We start from the raw sequence: 18,244 nt of genomic DNA, 5'->3' as shown, positions 1-18,244 counted from the left end.
TATCCCACCGCGACGGAGTCGCGTCAGCCCGCGTCGAAAGCGTTGCGTAACCAGTCCATCTGCGCCTTGTCGCCCGGGCCGTCATAGCTGACGACGTCGAACCGGCAGGCTCGCTGTGCATGATGAGGATGCGCGGCGAGCCACAGTTGCGCCGCGTGCACGAGTCGTTGCTGCTTTGTCGCGGTGACCGACGCGGCGGCGTTTCCGTAGTCGGCGCGGCCCCGATGCCGCACTTCGATGAAAACCACGGTATCGCGGTCACGCATGACAAGGTCGAGTTCACCGTAGCGCGTGGTGTAGTTGCGATCGAGCAGCTTCAATCCGGCGCGCAAGAGTTCTTCGCATGCGCGCTGTTCAAATGCCGCTCCGCTTGCGCGCATCAATGACCGGCTGGCTGGACGGGCGGAATGGCGGCGCTGCTGGCGGGCGCAGGTGCGCTACTTCCGGAGGCCGGTGCCCCCGCCGCATTGTCCATCTGCAGGCTGCCTGTGATCGGACGTGCCACGCCGTCCTGGAACTTTAACCAGCTCAACACGCGTTTGACGTGCCCGAAGGTATCGGCGGTAAGCTGGCCGGTAGCACCGGGCAGGTAGCTGCCCGGATGGTTGCGTAGCCAATCGATGTAAGGCACCAGGTTCCACGCGTCCATGCCGAACGCGAACAAGAGAGCGGTGGCGCCACGTGCGACCGGCAATTGCGAAGCAATGCTTTGGTAGTCGGGCAGCCCGGTTTGAGCGTCGAAGAGCCACGGTGCATCGCAGAATTCCACACCTTCCAGATCGCGATCTGCGGTCGGATTGTCGCTGCCTCCGTAGATGTGCGAGGTTCCGAACACGGGCAGGCTGATCCGCGCAACGCGTAGTTGCGGCAATAGCAGCCGCGCTTGCTCGACGCGCATGCTGATGAAGATTCCGGCATCGGTGCCTGCGCTACCGGCATTCAATCCAGCGATAGCGTCGCCGTAGTTGACGTTGCCGGAGGGAAGTTGCGCGCTGCCGGCGATCTGACCGCCCTTGGCTTGCCATTCCGCCCTGAAAGCGGTGGCCGCGCGCTGGGCAAAATCGTCTCCGGAAATGATTACGTAAGCATTGTGGATGCCACGTTCGATCATGTGGTCGGCGACCTGTGCACCTTCATCTTCCGGCATCAATGCAAATTCGCTGGCGGTGCCGGCCGGCAGGCTTTTGTTTTCCGAGTGATTGAGGGCGAGCACGGGAACCGGCAATGAAGACTGGCCGAGGACGCCCATGACCTCGGAGTGCGTCAGCGGCCCGACGACCATTTGTGCGCCATCCGCAACAGCTTGGTTGTATGCCTTGATGGCGCTGGCGGCGCTGCCGCCGCTGTCGTAGACGCGCACTGCAGCGCGTGGGGCATGCGTGTCGGCTGCCTGGAAATAAGCGGCGAAGAAGCCTTGCCGCACGGCCGCGCTCACCGCCGTCAGTCCATCGTTATTAGGTAGCAGTAGCGCAATATGCGCGGGCATCTTGTATCCCTCGCGCACGCTCGCGCCGCTTCCGGGTACCAGCGTGCCGACGGCTTGTTCAAGGTTCGGCTGCGTCTGCGCGACGGTTACACCTAGTCGGCCGAGGGCTTCATTGATCCAAGGCAACATGGTGTCACCGGGCTGCATGGCCGAGGCACGATGTTTAAGCGGATCGACGCCCAGCTTGGTGAGCAATGCGATGGTTTGATCACGATTGTGCGTGCGGTCGGCGCCTTGCAGCATGGCATCCATTTCAACGCGCGTGCGCGCCGCACCCCACAGGTCGCCTGTACCGGCCATGGCTTCTGCACGCAGATTGAGCAATCGCGTGCGCATGTTTTCCGGAACGTTCAGGCCAGCCTGCGTTGTCAGGCGCAAGGCGGTTGCCGGATTGTGCTGGTACAGGGCGACATCGGCGCGCAGCAGATCCAGGCGGACGGGCTCGTCACCGGAAAGCTGGTCAGCCTGGATGGTCGCTACGATGGGGGCGGCTCGATCCAGCGCGTTTTCCTTGCGATAAGCCTCGGCAGCGAGAAGTTTGTAGTGATCCGCCCGGCTGGGGGTCTGTCCGGCAAGCGTCATATAAAGCTGCGCAGCACGGTCGAGTTGTCCTTGATTGGCCAGGTCGGCGGCATTCTGCGCGGCAGCAAGCTCAGCAGGTGAGCGTGGCACGACGGAGGGCGCGCAGGCGCTTAATACTAGCGAGATCAGCAATCCTGACGCTGCAAGACGACACAGACGCATGGGGTTTCCTCGGTCCCTAGGGCTTATCTCTACGATCATAGCCGATGCATGCTCTGCTCGCCGCGAAAGCTCTGGATTTGCGTGATATCCAGCGGCCATCTTTGAAGTAGCCGCATGAGGCGCACTCATCGTTTCGACGCCCCCATTGATTGCCATGCTCGTTCCTCAGAACGAACACTCCATGTAACCTTGCCGCAAGCGGTGATGATGTTGGCGGCAAGCACACTGTCGCCGGTCTACGCCACAAAACGAATGCAGGTCATCCAACGCATGTCATCCAATCAACCGGGTTGCCTTTGGGTAGTGGCGACGCCGATCGGCCATCGCGACGACATGTCCGCGCGTGCCATTGAGGTCTTGCGCAGCGCTGCAGTCATCGCTGCCGAAGATACCCGGCATAGCCGTCCTTTGTTGTTACAGCACAACATCGCGACACCCTTGATTGCTTTGCATGAGCACAACGAGCGTGAAGCGGTCGCGGCGATCGTAAGGCGTTTGCAGCAGGGCGAATCCGTGGCGTTGATTTCCGATGCGGGTACGCCGCTGATCAGTGATCCGGGGTTTCGTCTGATCAGGGCAGCGCGTGAGGCTGGTATCCGGTGTGCGCCCATACCGGGGCCGTGTGCCGCGATTGCCGCGCTTTCCGTGGCGGGATTGCCCAGCGATCGTTTTGTTTTCGAGGGTTTTCTTCCAACCAAGTCGGCGGCGCGTCGCCACCGTCTGGAAGAACTGTCGGCGGAAACGCGTACGCTGATTTTTTACGAATCATCACATCGCATTGCGGAAAGCCTTGCCGACATGCGCGATGTCTTCGGTGCCGAGCGAGAGGCGGTGTTGGCACGTGAACTCACTAAGCTGTTCGAAACCGTTATCGGTGAGCCGTTGATGCAACTCGCTGCACGCGTTGAGCAAGATCCCGATCAGCAACGTGGAGAATGCGTGGTTCTCGTTGCAGGTTGCGGCGATGACGTGGACGGCAAACTCATCGAAGGGCGTCGCCTGTTTGCGATCCTGCGGGAGGAGCTGCCACCGGCAAAGGCCGCTAAATTGGCCGCGGCCATCACGGGTGCGCCTCGTAAAAAGCTCTATGGCAATGAGGGCGGGGCGTGAGCCGTCGCCGTGACGCGTCGGCAGAGAACTGCTTTTTATCAACGTCGTTGCGCGTGGCGGCTATACTGTCTTGCGGAGTCGGCCGGACAGTCGCGTCGCACCTTGGTGCGTCGAGGAAAGTCCGGGCTCCATAGGGCAGGGTGCCAGGTAACACCTGGGCAGCGTGAGCTGACGGCCAGTGCAACAGAAAGCAAACCGCCGATGGCCCGCAAGGGCACAGGTAAGGGTGAAACGGTGCGGTAAGAGCGCACCGCGTGCGGGGACAACGTCGCACGGCACGGTAAACCCCATCCGGAGCAAGACCGAATAGAGGAACGATAACGCGGCCCGCGTTGTTCCCGGGTAGGTTGCTAGAGCCAGGCGGTGACGCTTGGCCGAGAGGAATGACTGTCACGCCGCAAGGCGTACAAAACCCGGCTTACAGGCCGACTCCCACCCTTCACTCAGGATCGAGTTAAGCGGGGCGAGTGATGGAAGAGGCGCGAAGGCGGCTTTTCACATCACTCGCCCCTCTTTGCTAGTGGGTTTGATCGCAAAAAACCCATAGTGATCAATGTCATCGAAAAGGTTCCTAGAAAGTACTGGAAAATTCGCCACAACCTCGCCTTTCTCTTTGATTCACAAGCAAAAAATCCTTGACAGTCTCAAAGGGCGAGACTATCGTGGGTCCCAGTGTGAAATCGTGGGATTTCGTGGAGTTCACTGGATCGTGTTTCAGGGCGAAACCGCCATTACTGTCGATGACAAGGGCCGTCTGGCTATCCCGACCGCATATCGGGAGCTGGTTGCGGGACCTTGCGCGAACCGGTTGGTGGTGACCTACAACCCCTTCGAGTCGGGCTGCTTGTGGCTGTTCCCGCACGCTGAATGGGAACGGGTGCGCGATCAGGTGAACGCATTGCCGAGCGTCAAGGCGGTGCACCGTGCCTTACAGATGAAGTTGGTCGGCGCGGCAGCGATGGTCGAGCCGGACAGCGCGGCACGCATCTTGTTGCCGGCAAGCCAGCGCATGGCAGCCGGTATCGAGAAGAAGGCGGTTTTACTGGGGATGGGCAATAAGTTCGAGCTTTGGAGCGAACAAGCCCACCTGGCCAAGATTCGCCAGACGATCGGCGAAGACGAGATCAGCGAAGACATGACGGACCTGCGCCTCTGACTGGCAGCAGGTGATGACGAACAAGAGCGGGAGTGCGGCATGGCCGAGCACGTATTGCGGCACATCCCGGTGATGCTGAATGAAGCGGTGGAGGGTCTCGCCGTGCGGGAAGGCGGGCGTTATCTCGATGGCACCTTTGGACGCGGCGGTCACGCTCGCGCGGTGTTGTCGCGCCTTGGCCACGATGGATGCTTATTGCTGATGGATCGCGACCCGCAAGCGATCGCCACGGCACAAAAAGAGTTTGCCGGCGATCTGCGTGTATCTATCCGCCACGCCAATTTCTCCACCTTGGCCGATTGGGATGAAACCATGCCGGGGCTGGATGGCGTATTGCTCGACCTGGGTGTGTCTTCGCCGCAATTGGACGAGGCAGATCGCGGCTTTAGCTTCATGGCGGACGCCCCGCTGGACATGCGCATGGATCCTACTCAGGGCGAAAGCGCTGCCGATTTTCTTGCGCGGGCCGATGAGCGGGAGATCGCCGACGTGCTCTGGACGTTTGGCGAGGAGCGTTTCAGCCGCAAGATTGCTCGCGCTATCGTAGAGCGCCGTGCTGAATCGCCGATCACGCGCACGGGCGAATTGGCCGCGTTGATCGAGCGCGTGATCGGCCGCCGTGAGCCAGGCAAGCATCCGGCTACGCGTAGTTTCCAGGCGCTGCGTATCCAGGTGAATGGCGAATTGGATGCCCTCCGGCGCGGACTTGATGCGGCACTGGATCGACTCAACGTCGGCGGCCGCCTTGCGGTGATCAGCTTCCATTCGCTGGAAGATCGCATGGTGAAACTCTTCATTCGCGATCACTCCGGACGGATACAGGGTAGCCGCCGTGGTCCACCCGTGGCGGCGACGCCTGCACGCCTGATGTCCGTAGGCAAGGCGCAATTTCCTTCCGAGGCTGAGCAGGCTGCCAATCCGCGCGCACGTTCGGCGGTATTGCGTGTGGCCGAAAAAGTGGGGGAGGGGAGTCAAGCGTGAAGACCATTGGCATCTTCTGCTTGCTGCTCCTGCTCGCTGCGATGATGGTGAGTGCCATTGCTGTCGTCTGGACGCGCCATCAGAGCCGCGCGTTATTCGTGCAGCTTACTCAGCTGCAAAGTCAGCGCGATGCATTGAATATCGAATACGGTCAGCTTGAGCTGGAGCAGGCCACTTGGGCCGAGCCGCGCCGCATCGATGACGAAGCCCGCACCAAGCTCGGCATGTTCATGCCGCGTCCGCAAGACACCCAATTGGTGCGGCAATGAATAGGCTCCCGCGTCCTGCTGCTCATACAACCGGGCGCCGAAAGGGCACGGGTCCGAGCACGCGCCGGCGCATGGTATTGGTAGTCGCCGTGCTTGCCACCGCCATGGCGGGATTGGTAGCACGGGCATTTGATTTGCAGGTCGTGCAGAAACAGTTTTATCAGGATCAGGGCGATGCGCGTTTTCTGCGCGTCGTGCCGATCCCGGTGTCGCGCGGCACGATTTTCGATCGCAACGGCGAGCCGTTGGCTGTCTCCACGCCGATGGTTTCCATCACCGCGGTACCTTCGGAGGTGCTGGATAATGCCGATCGCATCCCCGCTTTGGCACAGGCGCTCGGCACTACTCCCGATGAATTGAAGTCTTACCTGGAGCGGCGCGCTGATCGCGAATTCACCTATTTGCGTCGGCAGATGAGTCCAGATGCAGCGCAGGCCGTGCTGGCCCTCGGTGTACCTGGCGTCGACGGACAGCGTGAATACAAGCGTTACTACCCGTCCGGTGAAGTGACTGCGCACGTTCTCGGCTTCACCAATATCGACGATCACGGCCAGGAAGGTCTGGAGCTTGCCTTTGATAGTTGGTTGGCGGGCAAGCCCGGTGCGAAGCGCGTGATTCGTGATCGCATGGGTCGCATCGTGGAGGACGTGGAGCAAGTACGTGCTCCTCAGCCTGGTCAAAACCTCACGCTGAGTATCGACCGTCGTATTCAGTTTCTCGCCTACAGTGAATTGAACAAGCAGATTCAGGACGTCGACGCCGATTCCGGCGAAATGGTGGTGCTGGATGTGCGCACGGGCGAGATCCTGGCGATGGTCAGCTTGCCCACCTATAACCCGAATGCGGTGACCGACTCGACGCCGGCCGAGCGTCGCAATCGTGCCGTGACCGACGTGGTAGAGCCCGGCTCAACCATGAAGCCGTTCACGCTTGCCGCTGGACTTTCCAGCGGCAAGTACACGCCGACAACACCGTTGGTGGATACTGGCAATGGACATTGGATGTTTTATGGCCACGACATCCGTGACGACGATCCGAACGGCTTGTTGACGCCAACCGGCGTGCTGACCAAATCCAGCAACATCGGCGCCGCGAAAATCTCGCTCTCTCTCGACACGCAGTTTGTCTACGACGTCTATCGGGCGTTCGGTTTTGGAGAAAGCACGGGCAGTGGTTTTCCCGGTGAGTCTTCCGGCTTCCTTAAGGTGGGGCGTACGTGGCGTCCGCTGGAAAAGGCGACGATGGCGTTTGGTTATGGCCTGAACGTCACGCCCCTGCAACTCGCGACCGCCTATGCGACGTTGGCCGATGACGGCGTCATGCATCCGCCCACCTTTATCAAGGGTGATGACAATCCACCTAAGCAGATCATTTCGCCGCAGATTGCCCATGAGCTAGTCGCGATGCTGGAAACAGTAACGGCCCCAGGTGGTACGGCAACTCGTGCGCAGATCGCCAATTACATTGTGGCGGGCAAGACGGGCACGGCCCATTTGGCCGTTGCCGGTGGTTACTCCAAGAACAGCTATAACTCGTTGTTCGCCGGGATCGTTCCGGCGACCGACCCTCGGTTGGTCGGCGTGGTCATCATCAACAATTCCAAGAAGGGCTACTTCGGTGGTGCCGTCTCCGCGCCGGTGTTTCAGCGCGTGATGGATGGCGCTTTGCGTTTGCTGGACGTGCCGCCCGACAACATCGGGCGTTGGTACGCCGGCGGTCCCCTTCAGGCCGGCGGTGGCCTGGCGGGTAACGCGCCGCCGCAAGGTACTCAAGACGATACATCGGCTGCCGAGGTGGCCGGACCATGAGCGGCCAGCGTCTTGATCATCTGTTGCAAGGCATCGCGGAAACCAAGGCCGTAGGGCCCGTCGTAGTGTCCGGGCTCTCGCTCGATTCCCGCAGCGTGCGCATCGGCGACGCCTTTTTTGCGCTGCGTGGCACACGCGGCCATGGCATTGCGTTCGCAGCCAGCGCAGCGCAGCGCGGTGCCTCCGTGGTGCTGGCTGAAGCGCCGCCGCCACGTGAGGCAGAAGATCCTGGTGTACCCGTGCTGTGGATCGATGGTCTGCATACGTTCGTAGGTGAGATCGCAGCGCGTTTCTTCGGGCGTCCGTCCAACTCGATGACCGTCATCGGCGTTACCGGCACCAATGGCAAAACATCCACCGTGCAATTGTTGGCGCAGGCGCTGGAGAAGCTGGGCCATCGCACGGCGACGATCGGCACACTCGGTGCGGGTCTGCACGGCCAGTTGCAAGAGGGAGAGCGCACCACGCCGGATGCCATTGCTGTGCAGCGCCTGCTCGCTGAATTCCGTCGCGACGGCGCTACGCATGTGGCTATGGAAGTGTCGTCGCATGCACTTGAGCAAGGGCGTGTGGCGGCTACTTCGTTCGACGTGGCGGCGTTCACGAATCTCACCCGCGATCACCTGGACTATCACGGCACGATGGAGGCTTACGGCGCTGCCAAAGCAAAGCTGTTCGCATGGCCTGGCTTGAGCGCTGCGGTGATCAATATCGACGATGCATTTGGTCATGCGTTGGCCGAACAATTGCCGCCCACAGTGAGCGCATGGCGCCTCAGCAGCCATGGCAACAAACAGGCAGAGATAGTGGCCGATGCCGTCGCCACGTCGGCGGAAGGCATCGTATTTCAGCTTCGTTCGCCGTGGGGCGAGCGGCGGATTCGTAGTCGCCTGCTTGGCCGGTTCAATGTGGCAAACCTTCTCACCGTCGTGGGTTGCTTGGGCGCCCTGGGTGAATCATTCGATCGTATCGTCGAGGCGGTCGAAGCGCTCGAACCGGTGAATGGCCGCATGAACCGCATAGGCGGTCTTGATGGTTCGCCGCTGGTTGTCGTCGATTACGCGCATACGCCGGATGCCTTGGAGCAAGCGCTGCACGCATTGCGGGCGCATTGCCAAGCAAGATTGATTTGCGTATTCGGATGCGGCGGAGAGCGTGATGCGGGCAAACGTCCGCAAATGGGCGCCATCGCCGAGCGCTTGGCCGATATGCCGATCGTGACCGACGACAATCCGCGCGGAGAAAACGGTGACCTCATCGTGTCGCAGATTCTCACCGGTATGTCGCAACCGCAACGTGTCACCGTGCTGCGCGACCGCGAAGCGGCGATCCGTGCTGCGTTGAATATCGCGCGTGCCGGGGATGTGGTGTTGATTGCCGGCAAGGGCCACGAAACCTATCAGGAGGGCGCGAGCGGCAAGCGTGCGTTTGATGATATGGCGATAGCGCGAGCTATATTGGGGAAGCACGCATGATGCAGTTGAGCACCATTGCCTTGTGGACGCACGGACGGCTGATCGGTTCGGACAGCAGTGTTACCGGTGTCGCGATTGATTCGCGCAAGGTGAAGCCCGGCGATCTGTTCGTGGCGTTCAAAGGTGAACGGGTGGATGGCCACGATTATCTCGGTGACGCAAAAGCTCGCGGTGCCGCGGCTGCTTTGGTGGAGCGTGTGGTGGAAAGCGACCTGCCGCAGGTGCAGGTGGAAAATGCCGAACTGGCCCTGGGCGACCTTGCCAGCGCGGTACGCGCCCAACGCAACGCACGAGTGATTGGGATCACCGGTTCCAACGGTAAAACCACCGTGAAGATGCTAACGGCATCGATTCTTTCGCGGCACGGGCGTACGCATGTCAACACCGGCAGTTACAACAATGAGATCGGCCTGCCGCTCACTTTATTGTGGATGCCTGAGGATACCGAATACGCAGTGCTGGAGATGGGAGCGGGAAAGCCTGGTGATATCGAATATCTCGCTGCTATCGCAAGGCCCGATATCGGTCTCGTGAATCTTATCGCCCCCGCGCATCTTGAGCGCATGGGCACGATTGAAGTGGTGGCGGAAACCAAGGGAGCGGTTTATCGCGCACTGCCAGCCGATGGTGTGGCCGTCATCAATGCGGACGACGCTTTCGCCAGTTTCTTTACCGGACTCGCGGGAGGACGTCAGGTGCTCCGGTTCGGATTGGATCACAAGGCTGACGTCGGTGCGGAAATTCTGGAACAACGCGCTGATGGCTCTCATTTCGTGCTCAGCACACCTCACGGCGACGCCGATGTGCACCTCCCCCTGCCGGGTCGTCACAACATTGCCAACGCCCTTGCCGCGAGCGCCATCGCATTGGCATTGAATGTGCCGCTCGACACCATCGTCGATGGCCTGGAGCAAGTGACCGCAGTCGAGGGACGACTCAGGCGCATCACCATGCCGGATGGATGGACGTTGATTGACGATAGCTACAACGCCAATCCCGGCTCCATGCATGCGGCCATCGATACGCTTGCACTGGCGGAAGGCGAGCGCTGGCTGGTGGTGGGTGATATGGCCGAGCTCGGACCTGACGCGCGTGCACTGCATGCTGGCGTGGGGCGTCATGCACATGAGCGAGGCATCCAGAAACTGTTCGCGACAGGCCCTCTGAGCGCAGCCGCCATCGAAGCATTCGGCGCGGGCGGCACTCACTATGTGGACAAAAAGACGCTGATCGACGCCTTGCACGCGCAGTTGCATGCCGGTGTGACTTGTTTGGTAAAGGGTTCGCACTCATCGGGTATGGAAGAGGTGGTGGCCGCTCTCAAGAGCAATCGGTCGAAGGAGGGCGCTCCCCATGCTGCTTGAGCTCGCCGACTGGTTGGCAAGACATTTTGCGACACCACGTCTTTTCCAATACATCACCTTCCGCACCATCATGGCCGCGTTGACGGCGATGGCTCTATCGCTGTTGTTCGGACCAGCAGTGATTCGCAAGCTGGCGGCGCTCAAGGCGGGGCAAGTGGTGCGTAAGGATGGGCCGCAAACCCATCTGTCCAAAGCGGGCACTCCCACCATGGGTGGCGTGATGATTTTGCTTTCCGTGGTGATCGCCACGTTGATATGGGCAGATCTCGACAACCGCTATGTATGGTTGGTTCTGGCGGTACTGATTTGCTACGGCGCTATCGGCTTCTACGACGACTATCGCAAATTGGTGCTGAAAGACAGTCGTGGACTGGCCTCACGCTGGAAGTATTTCTGGCAATCGGTATTCGGCATAAGTGCGGCGTGGTTTCTCTACCACACGGCGCTGCTTCCGGCCGAGACGGCGCTTTATGTGCCGGTGTTCAAGCATGTAGCCGTGCCGCTCGGGGTGTTTTTTATCGTCATTGCCTATTTCATGATCGTAGGCTTTTCCAATGCGGTAAATCTCACGGATGGCCTCGACGGTCTGGCGATCATGCCGACGGTATTGGTGTCGGGGGCTCTGGGTGTATTTGCCTATCTCGCCGGCAACCGTGTGTTTTCCGAATACCTGGGTATTCCCGCTATTCCGGGCGCGGGTGAGCTCGCCGTGTTTTGTGGTGCGCTGTCGGGAGCGGGCTTGGGGTTTCTGTGGTTCAACACGTATCCCGCACAGGTCTTCATGGGAGATGTTGGTGCGCTGGCCATCGGTGCGGCGCTGGCGGCGATTGCGGTGATCGTGCGCCAGGAGATCGTGCTGCTGATCATGGGCGGCGTGTTCGTGATGGAAACCGTGTCGGTGATGATGCAGGTCGCGAGTTTCAAGCTGACCGGCAAGCGCATCTTCCGCATGGCGCCGATTCATCACCACTTCGAATTGAAAGGCTGGCCCGAGCCTCGGGTCATCGTGCGGTTTTGGGTCATCAGTGTGGTGCTGGTGCTTATTGGTCTGGCGACGCTGAAGGTGCGTTGATGTTCGATTTCGGCACATCGCAAGCGAAACGGCGACAGGGCCCACGTGGCAAGTTCGACTTGCCATTGCTGGTGGCCTTGATCGCTCTTGCTTGCGTGGGTGTCGTCATGGTCACGTCGAGCTCGATCGCCGTCGCCGACAGCATGCACATGGGGGAGTTTTACTACCTCAAGCACCATTTGATGTATCTCTCGATCGGGCTTGTCACGGCCGGCGTCGCCATGCGTACTGAGCTGAAGGTGGTGGAGAAACACGCCTTTTTGCTGATGCTCGTGGCCTTCATCACGTTGTTGGCCGTATTTGTGCCGCATCTGGGTATGCGCATCAACGGCGCTCGCCGCTGGCTCAACCTGTTAGTGACGTCGTTCCAGCCGGTTGAAGCGGTCAAGTTAATTCTGGTTGTGTATCTGGCGAGCTACTTGGTGCGTCACCGCGAAAGCGTCGAGACGCGCTTCCTGGGTTTGATCAAACCGATCGCCGTATCGGGGGTGATCGTACTGTTGCTTCTGGCTCAACCGGACTTCGGTTCAGCGACGCTGGTGATCGCGGTCGCAATTGCAATGGTATGGCTGGGCGGCGCGCGGCCCATTTTTCTCTTCATCATGGGCTTGCCGCTCATGCCTTTGCTTGCGATTGCAGCAACGAGCGAAAGCTATCGCATGAAGCGCCTGACTTCGTTCATGGATCCCTGGAAAGATCCCTTCAATGATGGTTTTCAGCTCACCCAGTCGCTGATGGCGGTCGGCCGCGGTGAATGGACCGGTGTGGGTTTGGGATCGAGCGTATTGAAGTTGTCCTACCTGCCGGAAGCACACACCGATTTCATCTTTGCAGTAATCGGGGAAGAGCTGGGGCTGGTGGGCATCGTATCGGTGATGTGTCTGTTCGCCCTGGTGGTCTGGCGTGGTCTGCACATAGGGCTCAAAGGTGTCGAGGTCGGTCAGCGCTTTGCCGGCTACATTGCCTTTGGCATCTCATTGATGATCGGCCTGCAGACAATGGTCTCAATCGGCGTGAATCTTGGTGCGCTGCCGACCAAGGGGCTTACATTGCCGCTGATCAGTTATGGCGGTTCTTCGATCGTACTCACGTGTGCCATGGCCGGTGTGCTGTTGCGCGCTACGTTCGAGATCTATCGCGCGCTTGATGCACGACAGATGGCGACGCGAGTACCCGCGGTGGCTGTGCCTGATGCGAACCCGGCAACCGCGCGTGAGCGCGAGGCGGTGGCGGCATGAGCACGCAAGCCCCCGTGCTGATCATGGCTGGTGGCACTGGCGGCCATATTTTCCCGGGCCTTGCGGTGGCGGAGACGCTGCGTGCGCAAGGCGTGCCGGTGGTGTGGCTGGGCGCGGAAGGTGGCATGGAGACCAAGGTCGTGCCCGCGCATGGTATCGAGCTGCACACGGTCGCCGTGGGCGGTTTGCGCGGCAAAAACTGGAAGACGCGCTTGCTGGCGCCATGGATGCTGCTGCGCGCTTTGCTCTCATCGTTGAGCGTTTTGTATCGGCTGAAGCCGCGTAGCGTGCTTTCGATGGGTGGGTATGTCGCGGGACCCGGAGGGGTCGCAGCGCGACTGCTGCGTCGGCCGCTCTTGGTGCATGAACAAAATCGTGTCGCTGGATTCACTAACCGGAAGTTGGCAGTGCACGCGCGTCGTGTAATGGCCGGTTTCGCGGACAGCCTTCCGAATGCCGAATGGGTGGGCAATCCGGTGCGTGCCGTGATTGCATCGCTTGCACCGCCTGCGCAGCGCATGACGGGGCGTACAGGTAAGCCACGCTTGTTGGTATTAGGTGGCAGCTTGGGAGCACGTGCGTTAAACGCGTCGATACCCCAGGCACTTGCCCTGATGCCCGATCAACTGAGACCGGACGTGCTGCACCAATGCGGCAATCGTGGCATTGACGAGGCACGCAAGGCCTATGCGGATGCGGGCGTCGAGGCACGCATCGTCCCATTCATCGAGGATATGGCAGGTACCTATGCGTGGGCTGATCTGGCGATTTGCCGTGCAGGTGCGTTGACGCTGGCCGAGCTCACCGCCTGTGGGCTGGGTGCCATCCTAGTGCCTTTTCCTTATGCCGTGGACGATCACCAGACACGCAATGCCGAAGCGCTGGTTGCTGCGGGTGCCGCCGAATTGATACAGGAGCGTGATCTGGATACGAAACAGCTGGCGCAACGCTTGATGACCTTGCTGGGCGATCGCACCACGTTGCTTGTCATGGCAGAAGCGGCACGTACATTGGCCAAGCCGAATGCCGCCGCAGATATCGCGCGCGCTTGCGTGGAGGTGGCTGCATGACTCCGCGTCGTCTGCTGGCCCATGAGGACTTGATGAGCATTTTCCGCCGGGTGCACTTCATTGGCATCGGCGGCGTCGGTATGAGTGGGATTGCCGAAGTGCTGCATAACCTCGGTTATGCGGTATCCGGTTCGGATCGCAGCGAATCGCCTACGGCGCAACGCTTGCGTCAGCTTGGTATCGACGTCCGGATTGGACACGCGGCGGCGCATATTGGCGACGCGGACGTGGTGGTAACGTCGAGCGCCATCAAGAGCGACAATCCTGAGTTGGTTGCCGCGCGCGAAGCGCGCGTTCCAGTGATTCCGCGCGCTGAAATGCTCGGAGAACTGATGCGCTTCCGCCGAGGCATCGCCATCGCCGGCACGCACGGCAAAACCACAACGACAAGTCTGGCTGCCAGTGTATTGGCCGAAGCCGATTACGATCCGACGTTTGTGATTGGCGGTCAGCTCAATGCCGCGGGCGCGAATGCGCGGTTGGGTACGGGGCAATACATTGTCGCCGAGGCGGACGAATCGGACGGTTCATTCCTGCTTCTATCACCGGTGATTGCAGCGATTACCAATATCGATGCTGATCACCTGGAAAATTATCAGGGCGATTTTGCACTCGTCCGCAAAGCATTTTCGGATTTTCTTCACCGCCTGCCGTTCTACGGTCTGGCGGTGCTTTGCATCGACGATCCCGAAGTAGCCGAGCTTGCCAAACTCACCACGCGTCGTGTGATGACGTACGGCATCGATGCCGAACACGCCGATGTACGTGCGATCCACGTACGGCAGCAAGGCTTCGAGATGCATTTTGATCTGCTTCTGCCGGGTGCTGACGCACCCATGGCAGTCACGCTCAATTTGCCCGGACGTCACAACGTGTTGAACGCGTTGGCGGCGGCTTCGATCGGTTGGCAGCTTGGCGTGCAGGCGCAGGCTATTGCGCACGCATTGGCCAATTTCCAGGGGGTCGGTCGGCGTTTTCATCGGCGTGGCGACATCGCTCTTGATCAGGGCAAGGTCATGTTGATTGACGACTATGGGCATCATCCACGCGAAATCGCTGCCGTATTCGCCGCTGCGCGCGGCGGTTGGCCGGAACGTCGCCTGGTGGTGGGTTTCCAGCCGCATCGCTATAGCCGTACGCGTGATCTGCTCGATGATTTCGCAAAAGTGCTGGCTGAAGCCGACGTGCTGGTGCTGACGGACGTTTATCCGGCGGGTGAGGCGCCGATTGCGGGCGCGGATGGTCGGGCACTGGCGCGAGCAGTACGGGCGCGTGGCAAGGTCGACCCGGTGCTGATCAGCCATCCGCGTGAACTGAAAGATACCTTGCCGGCGCTATTGCGGGACGGCGATCTGTTGCTGTTGCTTGGCGCGGGCGACATTGGTGCCGCGGCCGTGGAGCTGGCGCATATCGGCCATTTGAGGACGAGCGAATCATGAGAAAGATTACGGACCCCGCACAATTTGGCCGTGTCGCTGTGGTAATGGGCGGCAGTTCGGCCGAGCGCGAGGTGTCGCTCGATTCTGGTCGCAACGTGCTTGGCGCATTGAGGGCGGGTGGTGTCGATGCGCAAGCGATCGATGGCATACCTGCCTTGCTGGATGCGCTACGCGCCGGGCACTTCGCACGGGTGTTCAACATTCTGCATGGTCAGCATGGCGGTGGCGAAGACGGCGTATTGCAAGGTGCGTTGGAATCGCTGCATGTGCCCTACACCGGTTCAGGTGTGCTGGGTTCCGCGCTGTCGATGGATAAGACACGTTCCAAGCGTGTGTGGCAGTCGCTGGGTTTACCGACGCCGAAGTTCGTGGCGTTGCCGCGCGGGGCTGACGTGCACGCTGCCGCGCAGCAAATAGGTTTTCCTTTGATCGTGAAGCCCGCCTGTGAAGGTTCCAGCGTCGGTGTGACACGCGTTTTCGAAGAAAAAGATCTGGATTCGGCGGTTGCGCTGGCGGAGAAGTATCCGGGTGATCTTCTGATGGAGACGTTGATCGAAGGTGATGAGCTGACGGTCGGTCTGCTCGGTCGCCAGGTATTGCCGAGCATCCATATCGTGCCCAAGGGCGAGTTCTACGATTACAACGCCAAATACGTGGCGGAAGACACGCGTTATATCTGCCCGGGGCTGGAAGGCGAAGCCGAAGCATCGTTGCGAGCATTGGCACTTGAGGCGTTCGACGCACTGGGCTGTTATGGCTGGGGGCGCGTCGACGTCATGCGTGATCGCCAAGGGCGCAATTGGCTGCTGGAAGTCAATACCGCGCCGGGCATGACTTCGCATTCGCTGGTGCCCAAAGCCGCCGCTGTGGCCGGTGTTGATTATCAGGAGTTGTGTTGGCGCGTGCTTGAGACCAGTTTCAGGGAGGGTGCATGAGGGGAAGCATCCGCCTCGTCGCCTGGTGCTTGGCCATCGCGTTGGTGGTCTTGCCGATCGTCGGTGTGTTGTGCGGCTGGTTTGCCGCCAACCGTTGGCCGGTTACCCAGTTGACGGTGCAAGCCGAGTTCAAGCATGTGAGCGCGGAGCAGATTCGCGCAGCCGTGCTGCCTCACTTGGGCAAGGGCTTTTTTGCCTTGAACCTCGACGCCGTGCAAAAGGCGGTTGCGGCACTGCCTTGGGTGGAATCGGTTGAGGCCAGCAAGCGCTGGCCCGACATGTTGTTGTTGCGCGTCTATGAAAGACAGCCATTCGCGCGTTGGAACATGCAGCAGCTGATCAGCCGTGAAGGCAAGGTCTTCAGCGTGCCGGATGCCGCTAGCTACAAGCAATTGCCGGATCTGCGTGGCCCCGATGATCACCTTGCCGAGGTCGTGAGCTTCTACGCCGATGTGCAAAAGGCTTTCGCTGGAACACATTTGAAGATCGCCGGCGTGACGTTGACGGAGCGTGGAAGCTGGAGCGTAGCGACTGACACGGGGGCGCAGATCGTGATCGGTGACCGTAATCAGGCGGGTCGCCGCCTGCGGCGCTTCCTTGACGTATATCCACAAGTTATCGCCGGCCACAATCAAATCTTCGAATACGCCGATCTTCGTTATACCAACGGCTTTGCCGTGAAATGGCCGCAAGCGACGGCCGCCCCGACCGCTCCTATCGCCGGAGGCACGCCCCGCACATGAAAGGCAAAAACGAAAAGCAATTGGTCGTTGGTCTTGATATTGGCACGTCGAAAGTCGTGGCGATCGTGGGCGAGTATGAGCCGGGCGAGCCGATCGAAATTATCGGCATCGGTTCCCATGTGTCACGCGGTATGAAGCGCGGCTCGGTGGTAGACATCGAATCCACGGTGCACTCGATTCAACGAGCGGTGGAGGAAGCCGAGTTGATGGCTGGCTGTGATATCCGCTCGGTGTATGCCTCGATCTCCGGCAGTCATTTGGAAACGCGCAACTCGCACGGAACGGCGGCTATCCGCGATCGTGAAGTGGCGCCGGGCGATCTGGAGCAGGTGCTGGAAGCGGCCAGTGCGGTAGCGATTCCAGCGGATCGTAAAGTCCTTTACAAGGAATCGCAGGAATATCGCATTGATGGTCAGGATGGCATTCGCTCGCCTGTCGGAATGAGCGGCGTGCGCCTGGAAGCGTCAGTGCATTTGGTCACCGGCGCGGCAGCAGCGGTGCAAAACATCAGCAAGTGCATCCAGCGTTGCGGTCTTTCCGTCGATGAGCTTGTGCCTTCGGCGGTGGCCAGTGCGAAAGCGGTGTTGACCGATGATGAGCGTGAACTGGGTGTGTGTCTGGTCGACATTGGTGCAGGCACCACGGACATTGCCATCTATACACAAGGCGCCATTCGCCACACCAAATCGCTCCCGGTTGGCGGTGACCAGGTGACCAATGACATCGCCTACGGCGTGCACACGCCAACGGCGCATGCCGAAGAAATCAAGATCAAATACGCCTGTGCCTTGGCGCAGTTGGCGCACGCCGAGGAAACGATCCAGGTGCCGAGTGTGGGTGATCGGCCTCCTCGCAGGCTGGCGCGCCAGTCCCTCGCGCAGAGTGTGCAAGCGCGTTACGAGGAGATTTTCGAAATGGTGCAGGACGAACTGCGCCGCTCCGGTTACGACAGCCTGGTGGCGGCAGGCGTTGTACTTACCGGTGGCGCTTCGCGCATGGAAGGTGCGCTGGAGCTAGCGGAAGAAATCTTTCACAAGATGGTTCGTGTCGGCGTGCCGCAGCACGTCAACGGGCTCGGCGAGGTGATCGCCAATCCGCTGCATTCCACCGGAGTTGGCTTGCTGCTGCATGGCGCGCGCTCGGGCGGCATGCGGGTCAACCCATCGGGCGGTGGCAGTGTTGGTGGCTTGGTCGACAAGCTGCGTAGTTGGATTACGAAGAATTTTTAAAGCGGTACGTGACTTAGGCGGCGCAGGAGGCGCAGCCAGGGCGAATGGAGGTTCGCTCATCACCGCGGGAGGCAAGGAGCCGTACCGTGGTTACAACGACAACGAAAGCTCTACGGAGGACGGGA

Annotated in this window: 16 protein-coding genes and 1 other RNA gene; 15 read left to right on the top strand and 2 right to left on the bottom strand. The window is 60.4% G+C overall.

Annotated elements, in window-relative coordinates; translation table 11 throughout:
- Positions 1–23 precede the first annotated feature (23 nt).
- Together AC4HNJ_RS04495 and AC4HNJ_RS04490 are read right to left on the bottom strand one after the other, a co-directional pair.
- Positions 24–380: a YraN family protein gene (locus AC4HNJ_RS04495; RefSeq protein ID WP_490478323.1), complete on the bottom strand. Its 357-nt coding sequence runs from the start codon at positions 378–380 to the stop codon at positions 24–26.
- The gene (locus tag AC4HNJ_RS04490) at positions 380–2,230 is read right to left on the bottom strand and encodes a penicillin-binding protein activator (protein ID WP_490478322.1); all 1,851 of its coding nucleotides are present in this window, start codon (positions 2,228–2,230) and stop codon (positions 380–382) included. The genes AC4HNJ_RS04495 and AC4HNJ_RS04490 overlap by 1 nt, the downstream gene beginning before the upstream one ends.
- Positions 2,231–2,500: 270 nt before the next feature.
- On the opposite strand from AC4HNJ_RS04490, the gene rsmI reads away from it, so the two are divergent.
- The 15 genes from rsmI to ftsA all read left to right on the top strand — a co-directional run bounded on the left by rsmI (position 2,501) and on the right by ftsA (position 18,119).
- On the top strand, positions 2,501–3,340 hold the full coding sequence (gene rsmI, locus AC4HNJ_RS04485) for a 16S rRNA (cytidine(1402)-2'-O)-methyltransferase (RefSeq protein ID WP_490478575.1): 840 nt from the start codon (positions 2,501–2,503) through the stop codon (positions 3,338–3,340).
- A gap of 74 nt (positions 3,341–3,414) precedes the next feature.
- An RNA gene (rnpB, locus tag AC4HNJ_RS04480) (RNase P RNA component class A) lies at positions 3,415–3,777 on the top strand.
- A 272-nt stretch (positions 3,778–4,049) separates the two neighbouring features.
- The gene (gene mraZ, locus AC4HNJ_RS04475) at positions 4,050–4,496 is read left to right on the top strand and encodes a division/cell wall cluster transcriptional repressor MraZ (RefSeq protein WP_490478321.1); all 447 of its coding nucleotides are present in this window, start codon (positions 4,050–4,052) and stop codon (positions 4,494–4,496) included.
- Positions 4,497–4,535: 39 nt separating this feature from the next.
- Positions 4,536–5,477 (top strand): 16S rRNA (cytosine(1402)-N(4))-methyltransferase RsmH, encoded by a 942-nt coding sequence (gene rsmH / locus AC4HNJ_RS04470; RefSeq protein WP_490478320.1) that lies wholly within the window; start codon positions 4,536–4,538, stop codon positions 5,475–5,477.
- Positions 5,474–5,746, top strand: coding sequence for a cell division protein FtsL (ftsL, locus tag AC4HNJ_RS04465; RefSeq protein ID WP_490478319.1), 273 nt, complete (start codon positions 5,474–5,476; stop codon positions 5,744–5,746). Before rsmH ends, ftsL begins: the two co-directional genes overlap by 4 nt.
- Positions 5,743–7,554 (top strand): peptidoglycan D,D-transpeptidase FtsI family protein, encoded by a 1,812-nt coding sequence (locus AC4HNJ_RS04460; protein WP_490478318.1) that lies wholly within the window; start codon positions 5,743–5,745, stop codon positions 7,552–7,554. The genes ftsL and AC4HNJ_RS04460 overlap by 4 nt, the downstream gene beginning before the upstream one ends.
- Complete coding sequence (locus tag AC4HNJ_RS04455) at positions 7,551–9,029, top strand: UDP-N-acetylmuramoyl-L-alanyl-D-glutamate--2,6-diaminopimelate ligase (RefSeq protein ID WP_490478317.1); 1,479 nt, start codon at positions 7,551–7,553, stop codon at positions 9,027–9,029. Before AC4HNJ_RS04460 ends, AC4HNJ_RS04455 begins: the two co-directional genes overlap by 4 nt.
- Positions 9,026–10,393, top strand: a complete 1,368-nt coding sequence (locus tag AC4HNJ_RS04450; RefSeq protein WP_490478316.1) for a UDP-N-acetylmuramoyl-tripeptide--D-alanyl-D-alanine ligase — start codon at positions 9,026–9,028, stop codon at positions 10,391–10,393. Before AC4HNJ_RS04455 ends, AC4HNJ_RS04450 begins: the two co-directional genes overlap by 4 nt.
- The gene (gene mraY, locus AC4HNJ_RS04445) at positions 10,383–11,465 is read left to right on the top strand and encodes a phospho-N-acetylmuramoyl-pentapeptide-transferase (RefSeq protein ID WP_490478315.1); all 1,083 of its coding nucleotides are present in this window, start codon (positions 10,383–10,385) and stop codon (positions 11,463–11,465) included. The genes AC4HNJ_RS04450 and mraY overlap by 11 nt, the downstream gene beginning before the upstream one ends.
- Entirely contained in the window at positions 11,465–12,703 is a 1,239-nt protein-coding gene (gene ftsW / locus AC4HNJ_RS04440) for a putative lipid II flippase FtsW (RefSeq protein WP_490478314.1), read from the top strand. Before mraY ends, ftsW begins: the two co-directional genes overlap by 1 nt.
- On the top strand, positions 12,700–13,773 hold the full coding sequence (gene murG, locus AC4HNJ_RS04435; protein WP_490478313.1) for an undecaprenyldiphospho-muramoylpentapeptide beta-N-acetylglucosaminyltransferase: 1,074 nt from the start codon (positions 12,700–12,702) through the stop codon (positions 13,771–13,773). The genes ftsW and murG overlap by 4 nt, the downstream gene beginning before the upstream one ends.
- The gene (gene murC / locus AC4HNJ_RS04430) at positions 13,770–15,212 is read left to right on the top strand and encodes a UDP-N-acetylmuramate--L-alanine ligase (protein ID WP_490478312.1); all 1,443 of its coding nucleotides are present in this window, start codon (positions 13,770–13,772) and stop codon (positions 15,210–15,212) included. Before murG ends, murC begins: the two co-directional genes overlap by 4 nt.
- Entirely contained in the window at positions 15,209–16,147 is a 939-nt protein-coding gene (locus AC4HNJ_RS04425; RefSeq protein WP_490478311.1) for a D-alanine--D-alanine ligase, read from the top strand. Before murC ends, AC4HNJ_RS04425 begins: the two co-directional genes overlap by 4 nt.
- Complete coding sequence (locus AC4HNJ_RS04420; protein ID WP_490478310.1) at positions 16,144–16,890, top strand: cell division protein FtsQ/DivIB; 747 nt, start codon at positions 16,144–16,146, stop codon at positions 16,888–16,890. Before AC4HNJ_RS04425 ends, AC4HNJ_RS04420 begins: the two co-directional genes overlap by 4 nt.
- Entirely contained in the window at positions 16,887–18,119 is a 1,233-nt protein-coding gene (gene ftsA / locus AC4HNJ_RS04415) for a cell division protein FtsA (RefSeq protein WP_490478309.1), read from the top strand. The genes AC4HNJ_RS04420 and ftsA overlap by 4 nt, the downstream gene beginning before the upstream one ends.
- The last annotated feature ends 125 nt before the right edge of the window (positions 18,120–18,244 follow it).

This window comes from Dyella sp. SYSU CM1112 (genome assembly GCF_058216415.1).
The sequence above is the reverse complement of the archived record's forward strand: the minus strand, read 5'-3'. Positions and strand labels throughout refer to the sequence as shown.

Bases quoted from the DNA above. Each gene is read 5' to 3' on its own strand.
- AC4HNJ_RS04495 (WP_490478323.1), bottom strand. From the start codon at position 380: ATGCGCGCAAGCGGAGCGGCATTTGAACAGCGCGCATGCGAAGAACTC.
- AC4HNJ_RS04490 (WP_490478322.1), bottom strand. From the start codon at position 2,230: ATGCGTCTGTGTCGTCTTGCAGCGTCAGGATTGCTGATCTCGCTAGTA.
- rsmI (WP_490478575.1), top strand. From the start codon at position 2,501: ATGTCATCCAATCAACCGGGTTGCCTTTGGGTAGTGGCGACGCCGATC.
- rsmH (WP_490478320.1), top strand. From the start codon at position 4,536: ATGGCCGAGCACGTATTGCGGCACATCCCGGTGATGCTGAATGAAGCG.
- AC4HNJ_RS04460 (WP_490478318.1), top strand. From the start codon at position 5,743: ATGAATAGGCTCCCGCGTCCTGCTGCTCATACAACCGGGCGCCGAAAG.
- AC4HNJ_RS04455 (WP_490478317.1), top strand. From the start codon at position 7,551: ATGAGCGGCCAGCGTCTTGATCATCTGTTGCAAGGCATCGCGGAAACC.
- AC4HNJ_RS04450 (WP_490478316.1), top strand. From the start codon at position 9,026: ATGATGCAGTTGAGCACCATTGCCTTGTGGACGCACGGACGGCTGATC.
- mraY (WP_490478315.1), top strand. From the start codon at position 10,383: ATGCTGCTTGAGCTCGCCGACTGGTTGGCAAGACATTTTGCGACACCA.
- ftsW (WP_490478314.1), top strand. From the start codon at position 11,465: ATGTTCGATTTCGGCACATCGCAAGCGAAACGGCGACAGGGCCCACGT.
- murG (WP_490478313.1), top strand. From the start codon at position 12,700: ATGAGCACGCAAGCCCCCGTGCTGATCATGGCTGGTGGCACTGGCGGC.
- murC (WP_490478312.1), top strand. From the start codon at position 13,770: ATGACTCCGCGTCGTCTGCTGGCCCATGAGGACTTGATGAGCATTTTC.
- AC4HNJ_RS04425 (WP_490478311.1), top strand. From the start codon at position 15,209: ATGAGAAAGATTACGGACCCCGCACAATTTGGCCGTGTCGCTGTGGTA.
- AC4HNJ_RS04420 (WP_490478310.1), top strand. From the start codon at position 16,144: ATGAGGGGAAGCATCCGCCTCGTCGCCTGGTGCTTGGCCATCGCGTTG.
- ftsA (WP_490478309.1), top strand. From the start codon at position 16,887: ATGAAAGGCAAAAACGAAAAGCAATTGGTCGTTGGTCTTGATATTGGC.